At 37.8% G+C, this 24,515-nt stretch carries 25 protein-coding genes and 1 other annotated feature; of the genes, 1 reads left to right on the forward strand and 24 read right to left on the reverse strand.

Annotation, left to right across the window (positions count from 1 at the left end; genetic code table 11):
• Window positions 1–326: 326 nt before the first annotated feature.
• From LS684_RS14755 to rpsU, 19 genes are all read right to left on the reverse strand, one after another.
• A complete protein-coding gene (locus tag LS684_RS14755; protein ID WP_233807046.1) occupies window positions 327–1,145 on the reverse strand; it encodes a pyruvate, water dikinase regulatory protein in 819 nt (272 codons plus the stop codon).
• Window positions 1,146–1,171: 26 nt separating this feature from the next.
• The gene (gene ccpN, locus LS684_RS14760) at window positions 1,172–1,807 is read right to left on the reverse strand and encodes a transcriptional regulator CcpN (RefSeq protein ID WP_349293065.1); all 636 of its coding nucleotides are present in this window, start codon (window positions 1,805–1,807) and stop codon (window positions 1,172–1,174) included.
• Between the two features lie 306 nt (window positions 1,808–2,113).
• Window positions 2,114–4,186, reverse strand: coding sequence for a glycine--tRNA ligase subunit beta (glyS, locus tag LS684_RS14765; RefSeq protein WP_233807050.1), 2,073 nt, complete (start codon window positions 4,184–4,186; stop codon window positions 2,114–2,116).
• Window positions 4,179–5,069, reverse strand: coding sequence for a glycine--tRNA ligase subunit alpha (glyQ, locus tag LS684_RS14770; RefSeq protein ID WP_233807052.1), 891 nt, complete (start codon window positions 5,067–5,069; stop codon window positions 4,179–4,181). Before glyQ ends, glyS begins: the two co-directional genes overlap by 8 nt.
• A gap of 142 nt (window positions 5,070–5,211) precedes the next feature.
• Window positions 5,212–5,383, reverse strand: a binding site (T-box leader).
• A gap of 46 nt (window positions 5,384–5,429) precedes the next feature.
• The gene (gene recO / locus LS684_RS14775; RefSeq protein WP_233807054.1) at window positions 5,430–6,182 is read right to left on the reverse strand and encodes a DNA repair protein RecO; all 753 of its coding nucleotides are present in this window, start codon (window positions 6,180–6,182) and stop codon (window positions 5,430–5,432) included.
• A gap of 31 nt (window positions 6,183–6,213) precedes the next feature.
• On the reverse strand, window positions 6,214–6,357 hold the full coding sequence (locus LS684_RS14780) for a YqzL family protein (RefSeq protein ID WP_233807056.1): 144 nt from the start codon (window positions 6,355–6,357) through the stop codon (window positions 6,214–6,216).
• A gap of 164 nt (window positions 6,358–6,521) precedes the next feature.
• A complete protein-coding gene (gene era / locus LS684_RS14785) occupies window positions 6,522–7,439 on the reverse strand; it encodes a GTPase Era (protein ID WP_233807058.1) in 918 nt (305 codons plus the stop codon).
• Complete coding sequence (locus LS684_RS14790; RefSeq protein WP_233807059.1) at window positions 7,432–7,830, reverse strand: cytidine deaminase; 399 nt, start codon at window positions 7,828–7,830, stop codon at window positions 7,432–7,434. Before LS684_RS14790 ends, era begins: the two co-directional genes overlap by 8 nt.
• A gap of 358 nt (window positions 7,831–8,188) precedes the next feature.
• Window positions 8,189–8,575, reverse strand: coding sequence for a diacylglycerol kinase family protein (locus LS684_RS14795; protein WP_233807060.1), 387 nt, complete (start codon window positions 8,573–8,575; stop codon window positions 8,189–8,191).
• Window positions 8,553–9,023 (reverse strand): rRNA maturation RNase YbeY, encoded by a 471-nt coding sequence (gene ybeY / locus LS684_RS14800; RefSeq protein WP_233807061.1) that lies wholly within the window; start codon window positions 9,021–9,023, stop codon window positions 8,553–8,555. The genes LS684_RS14795 and ybeY overlap by 23 nt, the downstream gene beginning before the upstream one ends.
• On the reverse strand, window positions 9,020–11,203 hold the full coding sequence (locus LS684_RS14805) for an HD family phosphohydrolase (RefSeq protein ID WP_233807062.1): 2,184 nt from the start codon (window positions 11,201–11,203) through the stop codon (window positions 9,020–9,022). Before LS684_RS14805 ends, ybeY begins: the two co-directional genes overlap by 4 nt.
• Window positions 11,204–11,439: 236 nt before the next feature.
• Window positions 11,440–12,399: a PhoH family protein gene (locus LS684_RS14810; RefSeq protein ID WP_233807063.1), complete on the reverse strand. Its 960-nt coding sequence runs from the start codon at window positions 12,397–12,399 to the stop codon at window positions 11,440–11,442.
• A complete protein-coding gene (gene yqfD, locus LS684_RS14815) occupies window positions 12,396–13,589 on the reverse strand; it encodes a sporulation protein YqfD (protein WP_233807064.1) in 1,194 nt (397 codons plus the stop codon). Before yqfD ends, LS684_RS14810 begins: the two co-directional genes overlap by 4 nt.
• Window positions 13,590–13,614: 25 nt before the next feature.
• A complete protein-coding gene (gene yqfC / locus LS684_RS14820) occupies window positions 13,615–13,899 on the reverse strand; it encodes a sporulation protein YqfC (RefSeq protein WP_233807065.1) in 285 nt (94 codons plus the stop codon).
• A gap of 77 nt (window positions 13,900–13,976) precedes the next feature.
• The gene (locus tag LS684_RS14825; RefSeq protein WP_233807067.1) at window positions 13,977–14,456 is read right to left on the reverse strand and encodes a YqfB family membrane protein; all 480 of its coding nucleotides are present in this window, start codon (window positions 14,454–14,456) and stop codon (window positions 13,977–13,979) included.
• 41 nt (window positions 14,457–14,497) lie between these two features.
• Entirely contained in the window at window positions 14,498–15,487 is a 990-nt protein-coding gene (gene floA, locus LS684_RS14830; protein WP_233807069.1) for a flotillin-like protein FloA, read from the reverse strand.
• Between the two features lie 30 nt (window positions 15,488–15,517).
• Window positions 15,518–16,828, reverse strand: coding sequence for an NfeD family protein (locus LS684_RS14835; protein WP_233807070.1), 1,311 nt, complete (start codon window positions 16,826–16,828; stop codon window positions 15,518–15,520).
• Window positions 16,829–17,069: 241 nt separating this feature from the next.
• A complete protein-coding gene (locus LS684_RS14840) occupies window positions 17,070–17,513 on the reverse strand; it encodes a GatB/YqeY domain-containing protein (RefSeq protein ID WP_233807071.1) in 444 nt (147 codons plus the stop codon).
• A gap of 17 nt (window positions 17,514–17,530) precedes the next feature.
• Window positions 17,531–17,704 (reverse strand): 30S ribosomal protein S21, encoded by a 174-nt coding sequence (rpsU, locus tag LS684_RS14845; protein WP_003152957.1) that lies wholly within the window; start codon window positions 17,702–17,704, stop codon window positions 17,531–17,533.
• A 328-nt stretch (window positions 17,705–18,032) separates the two neighbouring features.
• Between rpsU and LS684_RS14850 the strand changes: the two genes are divergently transcribed.
• Window positions 18,033–18,956, forward strand: coding sequence for a Na/Pi symporter (locus tag LS684_RS14850; protein WP_233807072.1), 924 nt, complete (start codon window positions 18,033–18,035; stop codon window positions 18,954–18,956).
• 40 nt (window positions 18,957–18,996) lie between these two features.
• Here LS684_RS14850 and deoC read toward each other — a convergent pair whose 3' ends face one another.
• The 5 genes from deoC to dnaJ form a co-directional block, all read right to left on the reverse strand.
• The gene (deoC, locus tag LS684_RS14855) at window positions 18,997–19,668 is read right to left on the reverse strand and encodes a deoxyribose-phosphate aldolase (protein WP_233807073.1); all 672 of its coding nucleotides are present in this window, start codon (window positions 19,666–19,668) and stop codon (window positions 18,997–18,999) included.
• A gap of 356 nt (window positions 19,669–20,024) precedes the next feature.
• Complete coding sequence (gene mtaB, locus LS684_RS14860; RefSeq protein ID WP_233807074.1) at window positions 20,025–21,374, reverse strand: tRNA (N(6)-L-threonylcarbamoyladenosine(37)-C(2))-methylthiotransferase MtaB; 1,350 nt, start codon at window positions 21,372–21,374, stop codon at window positions 20,025–20,027.
• Between the two features lie 7 nt (window positions 21,375–21,381).
• Window positions 21,382–22,131, reverse strand: coding sequence for a 16S rRNA (uracil(1498)-N(3))-methyltransferase (locus LS684_RS14865; RefSeq protein WP_233807075.1), 750 nt, complete (start codon window positions 22,129–22,131; stop codon window positions 21,382–21,384).
• A gap of 127 nt (window positions 22,132–22,258) precedes the next feature.
• Complete coding sequence (gene prmA / locus LS684_RS14870; RefSeq protein ID WP_233807076.1) at window positions 22,259–23,197, reverse strand: 50S ribosomal protein L11 methyltransferase; 939 nt, start codon at window positions 23,195–23,197, stop codon at window positions 22,259–22,261.
• 21 nt (window positions 23,198–23,218) lie between these two features.
• On the reverse strand, window positions 23,219–24,340 hold the full coding sequence (dnaJ, locus tag LS684_RS14875; RefSeq protein ID WP_233807077.1) for a molecular chaperone DnaJ: 1,122 nt from the start codon (window positions 24,338–24,340) through the stop codon (window positions 23,219–23,221).
• Between the last annotated feature and the right edge of the window lie 175 nt (window positions 24,341–24,515).

Below are 24,515 nucleotides of genomic sequence, written 5' to 3' on the forward strand. Positions count from 1 at the left end.
TAAACCTAATATGATACATTTTTATCACAATTTTTTATTATAGTATATAAAAGTAGGATTTGCTATTGTTTTTTCTTATTTCAAGACAGTTTTTAGAGGTTTTTTTGCGATTTTGATTTTCTATAGGATAAGTTCACATTTCTCCATTTTGAATAAAGGCATCCATACATTCGAAAACAGCTTAGTGAAGAACTATTTTTCACTTTAGCATAAGCGATCTGTATAGATCATTGCTAATAAAAAGCCTTCTTTTTCATTAACAATATTATGTAATACGAGAACAGATAGCTGAAACAAGAAAAATAGCACATATCTTCTCACATGTGCTATAGTCCTTTATTCTTTTTCAAGTAAGTGGCTAAAATAAGATTAGCTGTTTCTTCCACTGCTTTATTTGTTACATCGATGACCGGACAATTTATTCTTGAAACGATTTTATCAAAATAGTCAATTTCGGTTTTTATCCGATCGATGTTAGCGTAGCTTGCTTGATCATTTAACCCTAGAGAAAGTAATCTCTCTCGACGGATATTATTTAGTTTTTCTGGGCTAATTTTTAAGCCAAAGCATTTGTCAGGTGATACCTTGAAGAGCTCCTCTGGTGGGTCAACCTCTGGTACGAGAGGAACGTTAGCAACCTTCAAACGTTTATGAGCTAAGTATTGGGATAATGGCGTTTTAGATGTTCTAGAAACACCAATTAAAACGATATCCGCCTTTAGAATCCCTCTTGGGTCACGCCCGTCATCATATTTAACTGCAAATTCAATTGCTTCTACTCGTTTAAAATAATCCTCATCTAGCTTACGTACCAATCCTGGTTCATAACGTGGAGTTAAACCGCTCATTATCTGGATTTGATCCATTAATGGTCCAATTAAATCGCTAACAATGATCCCTTCCTTTTGAGCTAATTCGTTAATATAGCTACGCATATCAGGCTTAACAAGCGTATAAGCAATCATCCCTTGGTCTAATTTAGCTAAAGAAATGACCTCTTCAATGTCCTGTTTACTTTCTACGTAAGGGTATCTTTTTATTGTTGTATCTCTGCTGTCAAATTGGCTAGTAGCGGCTTTTGTCACCAGTTCAGCTGTTTCTCCAACCGAATCAGACACGACATAGATGATTGGCATTTTACTCATTCTCTTTCACCATCTCCTCTGATCGCTTAATCATTTTCTGCAAGGGCAAGAAACGCTTTTGTTAAGTTTGTCTTTGTCATTCTCCCTACAACCTCAAAGCCCTTTTCTGTTTCTTTTACTACCGGCAATGCGTCTATTTGTTTTTCAATTAATTTCTTTGCAATTTCTATCATTAAATCTTCTCTTGTACACATCGTAATATTAGGCATTCTCGTCATAATAATGTTTACTGGTAAAGTTGTGAGCTCTTGTTTGCCGATGCTTGCTCTTAGTAAATCTTTTCGTGAAAGAACCCCTACTAGTAACGAATCCTGATCTACAACAAATAATGTTCCTACATCCTCTAAGAACATGGTAACAATCGCATCATATACTGATACATTTTCATTTACTACTACTGGGATCGATTGGAAATCTTTCACGAACAGCTTTTGCAGCCTCTCAGTCAGAAGCTGAGTCCCAGTTTTCCCCGTATAAAAATAACCAACACGTGGACGTGCGTCTAAATATCCTGCCATTGTTAAAATAGCTAAGTCAGGTCTCAAGGTCGCCCTCGTTAGGTTTAGTCTGTCTGCAATATGCTCCCCAGTGATTGGCCCATTATCTTTTACAATCTCAAGAATTTGTTCTTGACGTTTATTTAGTTCGATTGTCCTCACCACCTAACATACGATAAAAAATACCGTGCTTCAATTATGTAATTAGCTCCTCTAAGGGATAGATCATACTTGTTGCTCATAAACAAACACGAATGAAGTAATTCGTCATCCCACTTAGTATCATTAGAATAGAACGTTCTCAAACGGAAAAGTGTTATACTTTTATAAAATTATTATATACTATTTAACATAAATGAAAAGAATAATTTTTTTATGCTTGTGACTGTTTCTTGAAACCATTTCATGGAAAAGGTACAAAAAAAGATAGAAAGGCCTGTCATGGTTGACAGGCCCACTTTCGTATATGTGTTACTTTACAATAACCTCATTAATATTTGCAAATTTTTTAACTAACGAAGCTAGTTTAAGCATTTGATTCAGTCTGTTTTCACGAACTTTAGCATCCTCTGCCATTACCATTGTATGCTCAAAATAGCGATCAATCTGTGTTTTCAGTGACACAAGTAAAGTAAAGTATTCTTCTTCGGTTACATCTTTACTTAATTGCTCTCTTACATCTAAATATTTTTGATACAGCTCTTTTTCATGCTCATTCTCGAATCTTGTGACCTCTACTTCCCCTTCTACTTCTGCTTTGCTTGCAATATTAAGAATTCGACTTAACGCTTCCATGTTTTCTTTAAATTCAAGGTCATTTTTCTTCATGTCAAGAACTTCTGCTTTACTCATTAAGGCTGGGATTTCACCAATATCTCCACCTAATACTGCATCAATGAGATCATAACGTACCCCACGCTCTTGAAGAAGATACTTAATACGAAGCTTAAAGAAATTAACAAGATCTCTTTGAAGTTCTACTTTCTCTTTCTTCTGAATCCCTGCTTCTATCACAAAGTCTAATGATTGGTTTATCAGACTCTCAAGTGAAAGTCTCCATTTTTTATTTAGTAGAGTTTGAACAATACCTGTTGCTTGACGTCTTAGAGCATAGGGATCTTGAGAACCACTCGGAATGATTCCAATCGCAAAGCAAGATGCGATGGTATCTAGTTTTTCTGCAATTGCAATCGCTGCACCAACGTTTGATTGCGGAGTGTCATCCTCTGCATTTCTAGGCATATACTGTTCATTGATGGCCTTTGATACTAGCTCATTCTCACCCTTTTGCAGAGCATATTTTTCTCCCATAAATCCTTGAAGCTCAGGAAATTCATATACCATATGTGAAACAAGATCAAATTTGCTAATTTCGGCTGTTCGATCTGCTGCCGTCTTTTCTTCTGTTGAAAATTGCAGTTCATCAGCAAGTACATTTGTTAGGCGACGTACTCGAGTAACTTTCTCTGATAATGTTCCGATTTCTTCATGGTATACAATTTTATTAAGCTTCTTAAGTGAATCCTCAATGCTCGTTTTTTGATCTTCATGATAGAAGAAAGCTGCATCAGCCAAACGTGCTCTTAGCACTTTTTCATTCCCTTTTGCCACTTTTTCTAGGTGTTTATGATCGCCATTTCGAACGGCAACAAAGTATGGAAGCAGTTGATTTTCCTTTGATTTTACTGGGAAGTAACGTTGATGCTCCTTCATAGAAGTTATGAGAACTTCTTCTGGAATTTCCAAAAACGCTTCTTCAAACTTCCCATAAAGTGCTGTTGGATACTCAACTAAATTCGTTACTTCTTCTAGGAGGTCTTCATCGATTGGTATCACCCAGTTGTTCTCTTCTTCAATCTTTTCTAATTGAGAAACAATTGCAGCTTTTCTTTTTACAGGATCCGCTAGTACATGCTGTGCTAATAGCTGTTCCTCGTATACAGCTGGAGCAGTTATTTCCGTCTTCTCACCAAGAAAACGATGTCCCATACTCCAATTCCCTGTCTCTACATGTGTAATTTTAAAGGGAATACGTTCCTGACCAAATAATGCAACGATCCACTTAATAGGTCTAATATAACGTAGGTCTTCGTTTCCCCATCGCATATTCTTTGGGAAAGTAAGCCCCGTCACAATGTCCTTTAATTGTTCTAGAAGTTGTTTAGTTTCTTGTCCTTTAATGAATTTCTTTACATGTGCATATTCAACGCCATTCATTTCTTTGAAATAAATATCTTCCACACTCATTTGCTGGCCACGTGTAAACCCAATTGCTGCTTTTGTCCATTCCCCATCTTCAGTAACGGCAATTTTTCTTGCTGGTCCTTTGGCTTCTTCGTGGATATCTTCTTGTTTTTCTGCTACATCCTTAACGAAAATAGCAAGTCTTCTAGGAGTTGAGTATGCTTTAACTTCTCCAAACAGAATTTGGTTATCTGTAAGCCAAGCTTGTATTTTTTCCGATAACTGATTCATGGAGCTGGTTACAAAGCGAGCTGGTAGTTCTTCTAAACCAATCTCGAGTAATAGATCTTTTTTACTCATGACCCATTTCCTCCTCTTTATTAAGTATTGGGAAACCTAATTTCTCACGCTCTGCATAAAAAGTCTTGGCAATTGTTCTCGCAAGGTTTCGACAACGACCGATATAGCCTGTTCTTTCAGTTACGGAGATCGCCCCTTTTGCATCCAAGAGATTGAATACATGGGAACATTTCAGAACATAATCATAAGCCGGATGAACAAGTCCTTCATTCATTTGTCTATGAGCTTCCTTTTCGTACGTATTAAACAATGTAAAGAGCATATCTGTATCAGATGTTTCAAATGTATATTTTGAATGCTCGTATTCTGGTTGCCCGAATATATCTCTTACTGTAAAACCATTTGTCCATTCTAAATCAAACACATTCTCTTTTTCTTGAATATATGAGGCTAACCGTTCAATTCCATACGTAATTTCTACAGATACAGGTTTACACTCAATCCCCCCTACTTGTTGGAAGTAAGTGAATTGTGTAATTTCCATCCCATCTAGCCATACTTCCCAGCCTAACCCAGCACACCCTAGTGATGGATTTTCCCAATTATCTTCAACAAAGCGAATATCGTGTTCTAATGGGTTGATCCCTAGAGCACGCAATGAATCTAAGTATAGCTCTTGGATATTGTCTGGCGATGGCTTCATAATAACCTGGAATTGATGATGCTGATACAAACGATTTGGATTTTCTCCATAGCGTCCATCTGCTGGTCTTCTTGAAGGCTCCACATATGCTACATTCCAAGGCTCAGGCCCTATTGCTCTAAGGAACGTATACGGGCTCATCGTTCCTGCCCCTTTTTCCACATCATAAGCTTGCATTAAGATACACCCTTGATCTGACCAATGTTTCTGTAATGTTAAAATCATGTTTTGGATATTCATGTTTCAAACACCTCCAAAGTAATTTGTACTTATTGAGCTCACTTGGCTCAGCTGCTGGCACTTCCTACAGCAATCAAGATAAAAATCAGGTGGACTGCAGGTTTTGAAAAACAAAAAACTCCCGTCTCTATGCTTTGGATAGCATAGGGACGAGAGTAACCCGCGGTTCCACCCTATTTGCTGTTTGTAACAGCCACTTTGTTAAGCAACGTTGCTCCAGAACGCCTTCCTTTACATTCTATCCCTTAGCTCACACTATCCTAAGGTCGCTTTTATAGAAGAGGCAAAGTACTCCTTTCCTTCCATGCAACTATTAATTTAATTTGAATCATAGCGGAATCACTTAAAGATGTCAACAAGTTATAGCTTATTATTTAACGCATTCATTTGATTCAGAAATTTCTTAGTCTTCAAATTTAAGCCCGAATATTCATCATAGTATGTACTGATTACTTTATTCAATTCTGCTTTCGTCTGATCTTTTACCGATATTTCCCCAAGTCTCGAAAGGTCTAAATAATAAAACAATCGAAGCAGCTTCACTGTTGCAGGAGAAATTTTTAAATGATACGGATCTTTGTCTAAGCATCGATGACAGATAAAACCGCCCTCTCGAATTGAAAATGAGAATGTACCATCCGCACTTCCACACGCAGCACATTGGTTTAATACTGGATAAAGCCCTAATGGATTCAACATCTTCATCTCATAAATATGAGAGATAATCTGAGGTTCATAGCCCTCATTCATGAAATTTAATGTTTGATACAATAATTCAAAAAGGAATGGATTTGGCTTCCGATCATCTGTGACTTTATCTGTTAAATCGACAACATAGCTTGAATACGCAGTGATGAAAATATCTTCACGAATGCTTCTCCAAGAAGAAATTATATCTCCTTGTTGCAAGCTACCTAGGCCAGATGATTTTTGAAATAAGAAATAACCATATGTAAAGAGCTGTGTGACGGCAGAGAGCCTACTATTTGGCTTTTTAGCCCCTCTTGCCATCACACCTATCTTTCCAAATTCTCGAGTATATAAAGTAACAACCTTATTTGTTTCACCATAATCGATTGTTCGAATCACGATGCCTTCGCATTTTTGGAGCATCTATCGGTCACCATCCCTTTATGAGACAAACCTATGAGATGGGAAAATCAACCTCTGCTAGCTTTTCTGCTTGTTCTTCGGGTATTTCATCATTATCCTTTTCTAGCTCCTTAAAGAGAAGATAAGTGTCAATGTTACCTGTGTGCGAAAATACCTTCCAGGTAAAATCCAACATCGAAAACCCCACCTTTCATTTTTTAAACTAGCATGAACAATTATCAATTCCTTAACATATATCATAGCCTGTCATTGCAAAATCATGAGACGAAAATATTGCTAATGTAAATCATGCATATTTCTAATCTCTACTTAATATTGTAACAAGGACGGATGTACATATTAATATTCATCTTCCCTAAATCCAAAGTCTCGAAGTTGTGTCATTTTGTTACGCCAGTCCTTTTGAACCTTTACCCAAACTTCAAGAAACACTTTTGTTCCAAGAAGATTTTCAATATCTATTCTTGCACGCTTCCCGATTTCTTTGAGCATTTTCCCTTGCTTCCCAATAACTATTCCCTTTTGAGAATCACGCTCCACAATAATGGTTGCCATAACATGAACCATTTCTTTATCTTTTTGACGCTCCATTTTGTCAATTACAACAGCCAATGAATGAGGAATTTCTTCTCGAGTTAGATGAAGTGCTTTTTCTCTAATCAATTCAGATACAATAAATCGTTCCGGATGATCGGTTACTTGGTCAGCTGGGTAATATTGTGGCCCTTCTGGAAGATACCCTTTAATTTGCTCGAGTAAAGTCTCAATGTTATTGCCCTCTAGTGCTGAAATTGGAATGATTTCTTTAAAATCATGCTTTTCTTTATAAGATTCAATAATGGTAAGAAGCTGGTCTGGATGAATCTGATCTATTTTGTTAATTACTAAAAAAATAGGTGTATTTACCGTTTTTAATTTTTCTACTATAAATTCCTCTCCACGCCCATATCCTTCTTCGGCATTGACCATGAATAATACAAGGTCGACCCCTTTTAGTGTGTTTTGAGCAACTTTCATCATAAAGTCACCGAGCTTGTGCTTAGGCTTATGAATTCCTGGTGTGTCAATAAAAATAAGCTGTGAATCATCTGTAGTTACTACGCCTTGTACTTTGTTTCTTGTTGTTTGAGGTTTATCACTCATAATCGCAATTTTCTGTCCAATAACTCTGTTTAGAAATGTAGACTTTCCTACATTTGGTCTGCCGATTATACTAATAAACCCTGATTTAAACCCTTGATTGCTTCCGTTATTCATTTAAGTCCTCCGGTGAAAATGCTCCTGGCAATAATTGTTCTACTGTTAATTCTTTAATTTCCCCATTTAAGTTCGTTAAAACCACTTTCATGTCTTTTGGGCACAATTCGGAAATTACTTGGCGACATGCCCCGCATGGAGGAACAGGTCGAGCTGTGTCTGCTACTACAGCCATTATTTCGAAATCCTTATCTCCTTCTGAGTATGCTTTAAATAGTGCTGTGCGTTCTGCACAGTTACACATGCTGTAAGCTGCATTTTCAATATTGCACCCATGATATACTTTACCGTTCTTAGTTAAAAGTGCTGCACCAACTTTAAATTTGGAGTAAGGAACATACGCTCTCTCTCTTGCTAATTTTGCTTCTACGATTAATTGATCGTTTTTCACAAACCATTCTTCCTTTCTAAAAGAAGACTGCCGTCTTTCTTTATTTTACCTTAATTTCGCTCTAAAATCATCGCTTGTAAGGAATTTGTAAAATAAAAATTTGAATTTTCTAAAAATAATACATCTTTAGTTTTTGCTATTGCTTAGATATTTTAACGGAATTGTGAAGGGTTTTCAAATTTCCCCCAAAATTAATATATACTAGCACAATAAAGGAACCAAGTTCTATACTGTTTGAGACTCCCTTAGCACCATAAATCCGTCCAAATAAAATACGATGGGCTCCAAAAAACTTACTACTTTTATAGAAAAACGCAAGACACATAAATGGCGTCTTGCGTGTTACCTCGTAAAGAAGTTAGAAAAAGATCCGTGGAATGAAAATGATTCCGCCAACAATTACAGAGAGGATCGCGTAGATTAGAACCGCTCCGGCAGCTATATCCTTTGCTTGCTTGGCCAATGGATGATATTCATCAGTCACGAGATCAACTACTCGTTCAATCGCCGAATTTAATAGCTCTAAGGAGATAACTCCACCAATTAGCATGCAAATAAATACCCATTCAGTCATTGAGATAGAGTAGATTATCCCAAAGACAATCACTAGCACTGAAACAATAAAGTGTATTTGTAAATTTCTTTCGTTTTTGATTGCCGTCTTGATTCCCTCGTAAGCAAATGAAAAGGATCGTAAAAAGCCCCCTGGTTGGTGTCGACGTCTACCTTTGTAATCCGAATTCATCTAATATTTCTCTTTGACGAGCGAACATAACTTTCTCGTCTTCTTCCGTTTCATGATCGTAACCTAAAAGATGAAGAAACCCGTGAACGGTTAAGAAACCTAGTTCTCTCAAATACGAGTGCCCATACTCTTCCGCTTGCTCGTTTGCTTTTGCCGTAGAGATAATAATATCGCCTAGAACTCGGGGCATATCAACACCTAAAAGTTCCATTTCTCCTTCTCCCATTTCTTCCATCGCAAAAGATATGACATCTGTTGCATAATCTTTTTGGCGATACTCTTTATTAATTTCTTGAATGCGATCATTCGTTACAAATGTGATAGACACTTCACTTTCTTCATCAACTTCTTGTTTTTTCGCAGCAAATTGAAGTAGCTGCTCAATTGTTTTTATATCACTTTCACTTACTTCATTTGTTTCATCAATAAAATCAATCATTAAACTCATGCGCGCTTCACCTTCTGTTTTGTCATTTCTGGATATTCAATTCGGGAATGGAAGATTCCTTTCAATGTTTCACAAAGAGTGTCTGCCACTGTTTGCAGCTCTTTGAGTGTTAAGTCACATTCATTCAACTGACCATCTTGCAGACGATCTGATATTATACTACGAACTAGGCCTTCAATTTGTTCTGTTGTAGGATGTGACATGGAGCGGACAGCCGCTTCAACACTATCGGCTATCCCAATAATCGCCGTTTCTTTCGTTTGTGCTTTAGGGCCAGGATATCGATAATCCGCTTCCTGAATTTCCAATCCGTTCTGCTTTGCTTTGTGAAAAAAGTATTTTAATAATGTGGTTCCATGGTGCTGCTCTGCAATGTCTACAATTTCTCTTGGCATCTTGTATTTTCTTAGCATTTCAGCACCGTCTGTAGCATGGGCAATAATTATGTTCTTGCTTGTTTGCGGTGGTAGACGGTCATGTGGATTTTCAATATTCATTTGATTTTCTATAAAGAATTGCGGTCGTTTCGTTTTGCCAATATCATGATAATAGCATCCGACTCTTGCTAGTAATCCATTCGCTCCAATTGCTTCACAAGCTGATTCAGCTAAATTCGCTACCATGACACTATGGTGGTAGGTACCCGGTGCTTCTGTTAGGATTTTTCGCAGAAGCGGATGGTTTGGATTTGAAAGCTCGATTAGACGCATAGTTGACAAAATACCAAAGCCTGCCTCAAAGAACGGTAATAATCCGATTGTTAACACCGCAGAAGTAATCCCAGATAAAAAGGCAACAACAAAGTAAAAAGCGTATTCTACAGGCGCATATTGACCATTCCGTAATAGCAATAAGGATAAAATTACAACTAGATTAACGGCAGAAACAAATAATCCAGCTTGGAGAATTTTTGAGCGTTGATTTTGTTTACTTAAGAATAATATCCCAGCGAGCCCACTACAAATAATATAAATTCCCACTGTAATATGGAGCGTCCCTGTAACTCCTTCATTGAAGATAATGCTTCCACAAATCGCCATAATAATCGTTAGCAGAATTGCTAATCGTTCATCAATTAGTATTTTTATCAGCATTGCTCCTAAGGCAGCTGGAAAGACATACCCAATTTCAGAGTAATCGATTTCTTGAAATAAACTGATCCCTTTCATAAGCAAAATCAACAAAACAAAGATTAAGCTAAACAATAATAGATAGCTTTGCTTTTTGTCTATTGGGACATTCATTTCGTAAAAATAATAATATAGGGCAGCCATAACTATTGAAATAATGAGGGCTAGGCCGATGAATGGCTGCATGGAATTTTCGTTATCTAGCATGCCTACAAGCTCTAATTGTCGATAAACCTCTCTATTAATCAATTGAGTTTCTTCCACAATGATTTGCCCTTGAAGAATTTTGACAGGTTCAACACTTTCTACAGATTGTTGTCTTAATTCTTCTGTTGCTACTGGATCATAGAATTCATTTTGGGTAATTGCGTAACGCCCTAAATCTATGACAGCGCTCTTTAAATTCAAAGCTAGGCTCGTATATTTCAGTTCTTCCTCTAGCTTCTTCTTGGCATTTTCCACCTCATCTGCTGGTATGCGGGTGCTCATGACATTATTAATGGCTGTTACTGTCAAATCTTTTGCAATGGATAATTCATCTTTATTTGCTTGGAGTAGCTGGGACAAAACAGGATCAGAAATCTCTTTCGTCACATTTTCAGTTAATTTTCCTTTTAACATCGTAAGCATATCACTTGGAGATGTCTCACTAACTTCCTGCTTGACCTCTTCTACACTAGTATTTACTTTATTATCTTCATCACGCTTTTCTTTTACTTCTTCTTTTACCTCAATAACAGAATCAAATACGGATGTAATAAGGTCTACGCGGTTTTGGGCAATTTCCTTACGCAGTACATACACATCTTTTACTTGATCTCCCGCTTCCTTTTTCTTTTTCTCGGTACTCTCTTTGTCCTCAATCGTAATCGGGGATCGAATGGTTTGTTCCGCTACCGAAAATAAACTGATATCTAATTTTTCCGGCTTAACATTACTAAACATAGCCAAAAATAATATGACACCTAATAATACAAACAACAAGATTTTAAATACTGTAATATCTAATAAATTTCGTAGCTTTGTTAAAGAAGACTGAACTTTTTTCATGTTAGCTCCCTCCAATCGTCACAATTCCATTCGAATTGCAAAAAGCTGAGCTGATTTATTTGGTATATCGTACTTCATGCTCAATTGGTGTTATATATATTGTTATATAATTATGTAAAATGATAACAGTTTTCCGTCCAAGTTTCACCTTTTTCTTCAATTTAGACAGCTATAGGCTTACTTTTTTACCGATACATTAACAAAGCCGCTTGGCTTCTAGACCAAACGGCTTTGGTTTATTCTTTATTTTCATACGCTTGAATGATTTTTGCAACTAACGGATGGCGCACTACATCACTTTGTTCTAAATAAATGAAGGAGATCCCATCAACACCCTTAAGGTAGTCCTCAGTTACAATCAAGCCCGATTTTACACCTTTTGGTAAGTCTACCTGCGTTCGATCACCGGTAATTACCATTTTTGAGCCAAAGCCTAGTCTTGTTAAAAACATTTTCATTTGAGCATGTGTTGTATTTTGAGCCTCATCAAGAATGACAAAAGCATCATCGAGTGTTCTCCCTCGCATATATGCTAGCGGGGCAATTTCAATCGTTCCTCGCTCAATTAAACGCTGAGTATGCTCTGCACCAAATATATCGTGAAGCGCATCATAAAGGGGGCGTAAATAAGGATCGACCTTTTCTTTTAAATCCCCCGGAAGAAATCCAAGACTCTCACCAGCTTCAACTGCCGGACGAGTTAGAATAATTTTCTTCACATGGCCATTCTTTAAAGCATTAACCGCCATTACGACTGCTAAGTACGTTTTTCCTGTTCCTGCTGGTCCAATCCCAAATACTAGGTCATTGTTCTTAATGGCTTGAATATAGTGGCGCTGCCCTAATGTTTTAACACGAATAGACTTCCCTTTAGCGGTTTTTCCGATTTCTTCTTCATAAAGGTCTTTAAAGTAGTCTAATGTACCTTTTTCAGCCATTTGGACTGCGTTGACTACATCTCTTTGACTAATATTTATCCCTTTACGAATCACATAAATTAATTTGTCTAGAATGTTGCCTACTAGTTCTACCTTGTGGATGTCTCCTGAAACGCTTACAGATTCTCCTCTAGTGACAACGGAAACACCTAATTCTTGTTCAATGATTTTCAAGTTAACATCCGAATTTCCTAAAAGAGCCACTGCCTCGTTAGGGCCTTCTAACTGAATGTTGATCGTTTTTAAGTCTTCTGTCATTCTGAGTCTCCTTGAATTATAGGTTGTTCAATTGCAATATCCTCAATAATTTGGAAATGTATTGATAACTTTACTTTACCATTGTCTATAGAATGGTGCAAAACTTTTTCTCCCTTGATTTTAGCTTCGTCACTAACCTGATTTTTTATATCCGTTCTAGCAAGTTTTTTTGCCATCTCAAGCCCTTCCTCTTTCGAATACTCCTTTGTTACATCCTCTTTTTCTCTTTCTGTTTTGCTAATATACGATATGGGAAGCTCCCACTTTAAAAAACGAAGCTTCTTGTCGTTTTCCTCTGTTTCAAATTGCTTAAATTCATTTTTTCCGAAACCCCATATAGGAATGGATAAGCCACCAATTTTCACAAAATGTCTTCTTTTTTCATTCCCATTAAAGACATGAAAGCTTGTTTTTAACGGGAAGATTACATCTGTCTTATACCAAGTCTCCCCTAAGATTTCTCCTCTTGCTGGGACAATCTTCGGTTGGTCCTCTGTACCGATGGTTCCAGACACTAATAGTTGGCCTGGCTTTACATGGTCATTAATCCTCACAGCGGGCTGTCCTTCTTCTACAAACATTTGAACAATGACAGCTTTTTTCTTTGCCACTAGATTTCTCGGGCTATAATATTCAAGTTTCTCTGGCTCATTCTTTTCGACTACTTGTAAATGATAGGTTGTCCCACGCAAGTCAATACCTACCCACGTTATTTCCTCAATTTGATCCGTCAGCTTTCTTTGAATTGATTCCGCATCGTCAACGAAAAACTGTAGCTTCCCTACTTTCACACCCATCTTGTCCAATTCTTTGCTAATTTTATATTCCGTCGCAGGATTCGCCCCATTTATTTGAATCCCCCAAATCATATTAGATAACAAGAAAATAACCATAAAGAACAGGGTAAAACCGATTAAAAACCCGCTGTTTTTTAATAGTCTCTTCATTAGAAATGGAAGTCCAAGCCGTTGCAGGAACTCGATTTTACAATCGCTGTTCCTTGCAACGCTTCGAATTTGCTTTGCATCTGCTAATTTCATTTTAAACGTAATCGCATGTGTTCCAAGGCGTTTTACATTCCATACAAGGATTCCATGCTTTGTTAATTGATTGATAAATCGTTCAGTACCTCTTCCTGATGCCTTGACTGTAACAATCCCCTTATAGAATTCTATCCAATGGTTTTTCATTTTCTTCCCCCTGAAATGCTGATATTTATTCATTTAGATAAAGAACCTGGTCAATTTTTCCTTCTAATAAGATTTCTTCAGGTAAGATCGTTTTTATGACAAAGGCTTGACCTTTTATTAGTAACTGCCCTTGCTTTAAGAGCAAACGCAATTCCTGATCTGAAAATGTAATAAGTCCCCGGTGGTTCTCTATATAAATATGAATTTGGCCAACCATCGTTATGCGGGGTAAATCCATGACTACATCTTGAGGAAGCTCCATGTTTTTTGTCATCCAGCTACGGACCTTCTGTCCCCACTTTTTTGCCATAAAAAAGAACCCCCTTTCATCTCATATGTATGAAATGAATGGGGGTTCTAGCACTGATTTTTACGATTTAAACGATGTTATTTTACCCTTCCTCGAAATGGTCTTTTAGCTCGAGGTGGGCCTAAAATTTCTGACCAAACTACTGCATCTACAAGCTTTTCCTTATTCGGTGAAAGACGCTCACTTCTAGAGCTTTGCTTATGAACAACTCTTGTTACTTGGCTATTCATGCGAGCCGCTCGTTTTTCCGTAACAGCTTTCTGTTGTTCAAGCTGCTTGAGCCTCTCCTCAGCTGCTTTTTTCTTTTCGGCATATTTTTCCTGAATTTCATTCAACGGAGTATCTGTCACCATTACCGACTTTTCTTCTCGATGAACGTAAGGACGTTCTATTTTTTCTTCCATAGTTGTTGATTGAGCTTGGGCTGGTCGGTTTTGCACCGGCCTTACCGGCTGTCGCTTAGGTTCCTCAGCTGAAGACTTCATTCGATTAAACAGGGAAGAAATAATCCCGATTAAGACAACAATTATGAAGGGATTTTCAAAAAGCAAATCCAAGATCGGATCCCTCCTTTCTTAAAATAGGAGAATACCTTTTCTTACTCTTGGTCTTCCTTATCGTCTGTCAATTTCCCTATGGATCCTCTCATGTCCGTATCAGCAGAGATATTTTGGATATTCATATAGTCCATCACGCCAATATTCCCTGAACGAAGTGCTTCTGCCATTGCTAGTGGTACCTTCGCTTCTGCTTCTACTACCTTTGCACGCATTTCTTCTACGCGTGCTTTCATTTCTTGCTCTTGAGCTACCGCCATTGCACGACGCTCTTCTGCCTTCGCTTGGGCAATTTTCTTATCTGCTTCCGCTTGCTCTGTTTGTAATTCTGCACCAATATTTTTACCGATATCTACATCAGCAATATCAATCGATAAGATTTCAAAAGCTGTTCCGGCATCAAGGCCTTTTGAGAGTACCGTTTGAGAAATTAAATCTGGATTTTCTAGTACTTTTTTATGATTCGAAGAAGAACCGATCGTCGAAACAATCCCTTCCCCTACACGAGCAATGACAGTATCTTCACCAGCCCCACCGACAAGTCGCTCGATATTTGCTCTAACAGTAATACGAGCTTTTGCCTTTACTTCAATTCCATCCATTGCTACACCAGCAATAAATGGCGTTTCAATTACTTTTGGGTTGACACTCATTTGTACGGCTTCTAATACATCACGACCTGCTAAGTCAATTGCAGCACATCGCTCAAAGGATAATTCAATGTTGGCACGGTGAGCTGCGATAAGCGCATTGACAACGCGATCCACATTTCCTCCAGCAAGATAGTGACTTTCTAACTGGTTTGTTGTAACTCCTAGACCCGCTTTATGGGCTTTAATTAATGGATTTATGACTCTGTTCGGTATAACACGTCTTAATCTCATCCCGATTAGTGTGAAGATACTTACCTTCACACCAGCTGCTAATGCTGAAATCCACAGCATTACAGGTACAAACGTAAACAATACAGCTAATAAAATAATACCTAATACGATAGCTACTAGAATAAATGCTGTTCCAGCAGTGATCATGAAAATTCCTCCTTTTAAAAAATAATCTATTTAATTTGATAATTCACGAACAACAATGCGAGAGCCTTCAGCCTTGATCACTTTGACTCTCTTATCCTTCTGAATAAATGCCCCTTCACTTACTGCATCGATCCGTTCGTCTCCGATCTGGATTGTACCAGATGGACGAAGAGGTGTATATGTGGTTCCTTCTAAACCAATTAAATCGAGACGGCTTTTGTTTGAAATGTAGCCTCCCTCTGTACTTGTAGAATCGGTCAAGATAATTCTTCTAAATATACTCATCTTTTTACCAAACACCTTTATCATTAGAATAGAGGCTAATATGGAAATACCGATTGCAATTAATATAGATATTCCCATGTAAAGAACATTGTCGGTTGCTAAGAATAAGCTCCCTAATATTGCTATGAATCCAAGTATAGCAGCTATTCCTCCTGGAAGGAAAAACTCTAAGATAATTAATATGATTCCTACAATAAATAAAATAATCGTCTCATAGCCAGCTAAACCCGCAACAAGATGCCCATAGAAAAATAATAACAGTGAAGATAATCCCATAAACCCGGGAATCCCGAAGCCTGGAGAATATAGCTCTAGCACAAGACCTAAGCTTCCTAAAGACAATAAAATTGGTACAACTACTGGATGAGTAATAAACCTAGCTAGTTTTTCCGCGAAGCTTTCATCTAGACTACGGATATCTGCGTTTTCAAATCCAAGATCGGATAACAGTTCATCGAGATTATTAACAATCCCTTCTGCATAACCTACTTCCAATGCCTGATTTGAAGTAAGTGTTAGAAGTTTACCTTTTGGCGCTGCATATTCAGGTAAGTCGATACTCTCATCCGCCATCGCTAGGGCATATATTGGATCTCTCCCACCTTGATTTGCCGCACTTTTCATAGAAGCAAGCCAAGCTGATTCAGCTTTTTTTCCAGCTGTATTTCCTTCTTGATCAATGACAGCTGCAGAACCCATTGTAGAGTTTGGTACCATGTAAATTTCGTCTGTATTTAAGGAAATATAGGCTCCTGCAGATAATGCTTGGTTGTTAATGAAGGAAATCGTTTTTACTTCAGTAGAATTGAGTAGCTTGGCAATTTTCCCTGCTGCATCTACGAAGCCACCTGGAGTGTCTACTTCAAAAATGATCGCATCAGCACTTTCTTCCTCTGCTGTATGAACAGCTCTGTTTAAGAATGCATATAAGCCTTTTTCTACGCTTTCTTTAATTGGGACGACGTACACCACTTCATTATCAGCCGAACCATCAGCAGGTAGAAACGAGAAACAAGCAGCTAATCCCAATAATAAGATGGACAACCATTTTCTCATGTTCATCTCTCCCCCTTTCATACAATCATAGGCCTTCAAAAACTTCAATATCTCTATTACGATTGACAAAAGAATAAGTTTCAATTAATTTTCAATTATCGTTACTCCTATCTTTATTTTATCGAAAGCGATTTAATTATGCGAGCTGAGAGATGCAATATAATAAATACTTCTAATAATACTAGCTAAATGGTCAAAAAACCGTAAGCATCGGCTTACGGTTTTTCTATTCATTATTCTCTTATGAAAGGTGTTGTTGTACAAGTTTATTAATAAGTGACCCGTCTGCTTTACCTTTCACTTTAGGCATAATCGCAGCCATCACTTTTCCCATATCAGCTTTTGAAGCTGCGCCTGTTTCTGAAATAGTTGCTTTCACAATTTCTGAAAGTTCTTCTTCTGAAAGCTGTTTAGGCAAATATATTTCCACATACGTTAATTCCGTACGAATTTTTTCAACTAGATCTTGACGATCAGCCTTTTCAAATTCATGGAGGGAGTCCTTGCGTTGTTTTACTTCGCGAGTTAGGACAGTAAGCTCTTCATCTTCAGTAAGATCGTTTCCAGTTTTAATTGCTTCATTTTGCAATGAAGCTTTTATCATCCGAATAACGGTGAGCTTGTCTTTTTCTTTATTTTTCATCGCTTGCTTCATATCATTATTTAAACGCTCGAGAAGACTCATTAATGTTACACCCTCTCTTAAAACTTACGTTTTCTTGCAGCTTCAGATTTTTTCTTACGCTTCACGCTAGGTTTTTCGTAGAATTCGCGCTTTCTAGCTTCTTGTAAAGTACCAGTTTTAGAAACTGAACGTTTGAAGCGACGTAGAGCATCTTCAAGCGATTCGTTTTTACGAACGACAGTTTTAGACATTCTCTTTCCCTCCCTCCGAACACAACACACTTACATCAATCACATGGAAACCATGTACTTTGCAATTATAATATAACAGTGATTGCAGGTCAACTGTTATTCACCCTAGCTGAAATAGTCTAAATTCACTATTAAATTGGATTTATCTCCAACCTAACGAAATTTTCAATTGATTTCCCATTGTCGAAGAACTTGAATTAGCATATATCACTTGCCATCATCCCACATCTACTGATTTTACACATTTCTACATCAATGGAAACTCGACGAAAATTCATGCATGCCATTTTCTCTACACTCATATGTTGAAGAAGAAAGGAGTGAGGACATGCATTATTTAATCGTATTTATTTTTTTCATCCTTTTATTTATTTTTGGAATGACGCTTTTACGAACAGGCTTATTTAATCTATCTGCTGACTCTTTAAAAAAATGGATCGCCAAGCTCACATCCTCTCCATGGAAAGGGTTATTAGTTGGGACTTTGATTACCGCACTTCTTCAAAGCAGCTCTGCAGTAATGGTGTTAACAATTGGGTTGATTTCAGCTCGTATGTTAACCTTTCATCAATCGATTGGTATTATTCTTGGCACAAATATTGGTACCACTTTTACAACTGAATTTATTACCTTTCAAATAGATAACATGCTTTTTCCTTTTGCTTTAACTGGAGGGTTGCTAATTTGGATGAAAAATAAGAGTCTCAAAAGCATTGGTCTGATTTTATTAGGAATTTCATTAGTATTTTCTGCGATGAAAGGATTTGAATTTCTTGTTCATCCCCTTACAAAAATCCCCATTGTAGAGACATTGCTTCTTTCTCTCTCAACAAGCAATCTCCTTAGCATAATAACTGGAGTTATCTTGACTGCCCTTATTCAATCAAGCACGGCAACAACTGGGATTGTTATGGGGTTTCTTGCAGGAGGAGCATTAAACTTAGGCACTGGGATTGCCATCATGCTTGGTTCGAACATAGGAACTTGCGTCACTGCTTATTTAGCATCAATCGGAGGGGGAAAAGAGGCAAAGTTGTCCGCTTATGCTCATATATGGTTGAATGTTGTAGGAGTCATTTTATTTTATCCATTTATTGGGCAATTAGAACAATTGGGCTATATGACTGCAGGAGAGCCCGCCGTTCAGCTCGCACACACAAGTGTACTCTTTAATGTATTATCCTCGATCCTAGTTCTTCCGTTTGCTTCAGTATTTGCAAGTTTTATATTAAAAGTTCATGGAAGGAAATAAAAAAAGCCGAATAATTATAAATCGGCTTTTCGTTGTTCTATTAATAATCAGAATCGCTTGTAAGGCCCTTAACAATAGCAATACCCGAACTTGCTCCAATACGAGTAGCTCCTGCTTGAATCATCTTTTCAGCATCTTCTGCACTTCTTACTCCACCTGAAGCCTTCACTCCAAGATCTGGACCGACTGTTTTACGCATTAATGCAATATCCTCTGCAGTAGCTCCACCTGTTGAAAAGCCTGTAGATGTTTTAACAAAATCGGCACCAGCTTTCACTGATAATTCACACGCTCTGACTTTTTCTTCTTCAGTTAGTAAACATGTTTCAATGATCACTTTTGTAAGTGCTTTTCCTTTTGCCGCTTCTACAACTGCTCGAATATCTCGTTCTACTAGTTCATCGTTGCCGTCTTTTAACGCACCAATATTAATAACCATGTCGACTTCAGTTGCTCCATTTTCGATCGCATTTTTCGTTTCAAATGCTTTTGTCTCAGGAGTTGTCGCACCAAGTGGAAAGCCTATCACTGTACAAATGTCTACGCCAGAATCCTTTAATAGATTACTTGCTGTTTGTACCCATGTAGGGTTCACGCATACGGAAGCAAATTTATATTCATTAGCTTCGGAGCAAAGCTTTTCGACTTGCTCCTTTGTTGCATCCGCTTTTAATAGTGTATGATCAATCATTTTTGCAATATTGTTAGCCATGATTGCTACTCCTTTCAAAACCACAAGATGTACGTACCTCTTATATCATACCATGAGAGGTGTAATTATAACAGCTTTTTCCCTTGTAAAAAGCTCCATTATTAGATTGACCAATAATTTAATTTCCATGTAAAAAAAGACAAATGATTTCAAAATGTTGGTTAATATACTTCTTAAGCCTCTAATGATGCCTATGTCTATTTCTCTATTGCTAATTGTTTCGAATGGGAGGAACGTATTTGTCCCTAGGCAGATTAAATTGAGAAACCTAGAGATTTTGGGTTCAGCCTTTTACCAAAAAAGGTGCTTAGATAAGGATATCCAGGCACCTTTTTTTCACTTTGCTGTTTATTCCATTATATTGCAGTCTTTTTCTCTTCAAGAGCTTCTTCATGTACAACGCGTACAAATTGGCCTTCATTATAAGGGTAGCCTGCTTTAGTTATTTTGACTTTCACAATCGCCCCTACCATTTCTTCTGTTGCTGGAAAGACTACCTTTAAATAGTTGTCTGTATACCCAACATATAAACCGCTTCCTGCCTTATATGCCTCTTCAGGAATTACCTCTAACACTTCGTCTTCAAATTGTGATGCATATTCCTTCGCTAATTGATCAGAAAGAGCAATTAAACGGTGAACTCTCTCATTCTTTACATCTTCAGGAATTTGATCATCCATTCGCGCCGCTGGAGTACCGGTACGTTTGGAATATGGAAATACATGAAGCTCAGAAAATTGATGTTTCTTGATAAAATCATAGGTTTCCATAAATTCTGCTTCCGTTTCACCTGGGAAACCAACAATTACGTCTGAAGTTACAGCTAATCCAGGTAAAGCTTCTTTTAAACGATCAAGTCTTTCCCCAAAAAATTCCATCGTGTATTTTCGGCGCATTCTCTTGAGAACGGTGTTAGACCCAGATTGTAGGGGGATGTGCAGATGACGAACGATTACTTTTGAATCGTTAATTACCTCAATCACTTCATCTGTAATTTGGCTAGCCTCGATTGAAGAAATTCGGAGGCGCTTTAAGCCTTTCACCTGCGCTTCTAGATCGCGTAGTAGCATGGCAAGATTGTAATCCTTCATATCTTCACCGTAACCACCCGTGTGAATTCCCGTAAGAACAATTTCTTTATAGCCAGCATCCACTAATTGTTGAGCTTGATGAATAACCTCTTGAGGGTCACGTGATCTCATGAGTCCACGGGCCCAAGGAATGATACAAAATGTACAGAAATTATTACACCCCTCTTGTATTTTAAGAGATGCGCGAGTACGATCTGTAAAAGCTGGGACGTCTAGCTCTTCATATACTCGACTTTTCATAATATTTCCTACACCATTAATTGGCTGACGATCAGCCTTATATTGCTCAATATACGCTAACATCTTCACACGGTCCTGAGTTCCTACTACAATATCAACACCTGGAATTGCCATAATTTCAGCTGGTGAAGTTTGTGCATAACAACCTGTAACACAAATAACCGCATCAGGATTTTTCCGAATGGCTCTTCGAATGACTTGGCGACTTTTTTTATCTCCTGTATTCGTTACTGTACATGTATTAATAATATAGACATCAGAAGCTGATTCGAATTCAACTCGATTGTATCCTTCATTTTTGAAAAGCTGCCAAATCGCTTCTGTTTCATAATGGTTTACTTTGCATCCTAACGTATGAAATGCAACTGTTGGCATTACCTATTCACCTCAATAGTTCTGTATGATATGAAACAGCTGACAAAACATATAATGGAGCTGTTTCAGTTCTTAAAATTCTAGGGCCTAAACCGCAAGCTTTAAAGCCATTGTCCATTAATAGGGAGACCTCTTGCTCAGTAAGCCCACCCTCTGGACCAAACACAAATAAGATCGATTGACCAGACTCTATGTCTGATAATGCACTTGCAAGCCGAGCCCCTTCTCCGCTTCGAGCTTCTTCCTCGTATGCAATTAATTTATATGAATACGACTTACTTAATTCAAGCAACCCTTTGATATCAACAGGTTGAGAAATTTCTGGTACAATATTTCGATGAGATTGCTCAGCGGCTTCCTTAGCAATCTTCTGCCAACGCTCCAGTTTCTTTGAAGCTTTTTTTTCATCCCATTTGATTACTGAACGAGCTGCAGTAAAAGGGATAAACATTGCGGCACCTAATTCTGTACCCTTTTGAATAATGAGCTCTAGCTTATCCCCTTTAGGCAGACCACTCACAATGGATACCTTTACCGGTAATTCGGATGACCCTTCTTCCCATTTTACAACGTTTGCTAGAACAGATTCATCGGTAATTTCTGCAATTGTACAAATCGCACTTTGCCCCTTGGAATTCACACAATAAATTTGACTGCCTTCTTTCATTCTCATCACCCGAGTAATATGATGAAAATCGTCTCCTTTAATGATAAGCGACTGATCGCAAGACCATTCATTAACAAAATACCTTTGCAAACGTTGCACCTTCTTTCCTAATCTTAAGAATATTTATTCATTATTCCCGATCAAAATTGGACTTGTCGTTAATTTTATACGTACAAAAAGGGGGTATCAGCATAAAGCCCCCTTTTCATCCAATAACCTATTTGTGCTTTGCAATAATGGCTACCCAGTCTTCCATTTGAATCGTCTCTTCGATTTCAAATCCTGCTGCGAGTATAGCATCTTTAACATCCTGTTTCTTTTGTTGGATGATGCCTGATGCAATAAAGTAACCACCCTTTTTCACGACTTTTGCTACATCGTCTGTAAAACGTAAAATGACTTCAGCTAAAATGTTTGCTACAACCACATCTGCTGGCTCACTAATTCCATCTAATAAATTATTCTGAGAAACAGTTACAGTTTCGTGCACTTTGTTTAACTTGATGTTCAATCTTGCAGATTGTACAGCCACTTCATCTAAATCTAATGCTTCTACATGCCAAGCCCCTAGCATGGCTGCAGCAATACTTAATACACCAGATCCTGTTCCAACATCAACAACTTGGTCGTCTTTTCTTACCGTTCTTTCTAATGCTTGAATACACATAACAGTTGTTGGATGTGTACCTGTCCCAAATGCCATTCCTGGATCTAATTCGATGATTAATTCATCACTATGAACAGGGGTATACTCTTCCCAAGTAGGAACGATTGTAAACTTCTCGGATATTTTGACCGGATTGTAATATTTTTTCCAAGCTGTTGCCCATTCTTCTTCATTTACTTCACTGATGGTCACTTTGTTCAAGCCAATATCAATATTGTGTACGATTAAGCTATTTATCGCTTCTTTAATTTCATCAACCGTCTCACCTAAAAAGCTATTAACTGGCAAGTAGGCTTTGACAATGACACCCTCTTCTGGATAGTCTAAGGGATTAAGTTGGTAGATTTCGCCAAACTGGTCCTCTCGCTCTTTTGTCAACTCCAAAGGATCCTCAATTACAACTCCGCTCGCTCCAGCTTCGTGTAAAATATTTGAAATCGGCTCAATTGCTTCATTTGTTGTATGAATACTGATTTCAGACCATTTCACTATCTACCAACTCCATTTTCATTATTCGCCTTTAAAGGCCCGTTTTACTTTTGAGAAAAAACCTTCTTCTTGCTCTCCTTGAGGAACTTGACCGCTAACCTCTGCAAATTCCTGAAGAAGCTGCTTTTGTTTTTCCGTTAATTTCGTAGGTGTAATAAGGCGCACAATAATATGTTGATCTCCAACACCATAACCTCTTACATTTGGTACACCTTTGCCTTTTAATCTAAACTTTGTACCTGTTTGCGTTCCAACAGGTACCTTTAGTTTCACTTTCCCATGCAACGTAGGAACTTCTACTTCGTCGCCAAGAGCTGCCTGAACAAAAGTAATAGGCATTTCACAATAAATATCATCGCCGTCTCTTTCGAAGAACTCATGTGTACGAACATGGAATACAACATATAAGTCCCCTGGAGGTCCACCATTTATTCCTGGTTCACCTTGACCAGACACACGTAGCTGCTGACCATCATCAATTCCTGCAGGGATTTTCACATGAATTTTACGACGTTTCTTCACCTTGCCTGTTCCACCACAAGTCGAACACTTATGCTTAATCATTTTTCCTGTCCCACTACAGTGGTGACATACACGGCGGTTTACGATCCTACCAAATGGTGTATTTTGCTCTACATTTAATTGACCTGAACCGTTACAGTGCTGACATGTATCTGGTTTTGTACCTGGCTTTGCACCAGAGCCATCACATGTTTCACATTCTTCCTCGCGTGGGATTTCAATATCTGTTTCTTTTCCAAAGACAGCTTCTTCAAAGGAAAGTGTCATTGTATATTGAAGGTCTGCCCCTTGTCTTGGTGCGTTTGGATCACGACGTCTTCCACCGCCGCCAAAGAATGTACTAAAAATATCTTCAAAACCGCCAAAGCCGCCAAAATCCCCTGCTCCACCAAAGCCCTGATTCGGATCTGTATGTCCAAATTGGTCATAATGAGCACGCTTTTGATCATCACTTAAATGCTCGTAGGCTTCTTTCACTTCTTTAAATTTCACATCTGCATCTGCTTCTTTATTTATATCTGGATGGTACTGTTTTGAAAGCTTACGATATGCTTTCTTAATTTCATCTTTTGAAGCACCTTTACTAACACCTAGAACTTCATAGTAATCCCTTTTACTCATGATTACCACTCCCCGATCTTTTCACATAAAGATTATTTTAACATCCTGAACTATTATTAAGCAATCATTGTCGTATGTTTTACATAAATTCTTACTAATCTACTTGATGTATCAAAAGAATCAAACGATTATTGATCCGTAAATGTAAAAAGTCAAAGCCAAGAAGGACCTGACT

It is taken from the genome of Cytobacillus spongiae, from assembly GCF_021390075.1.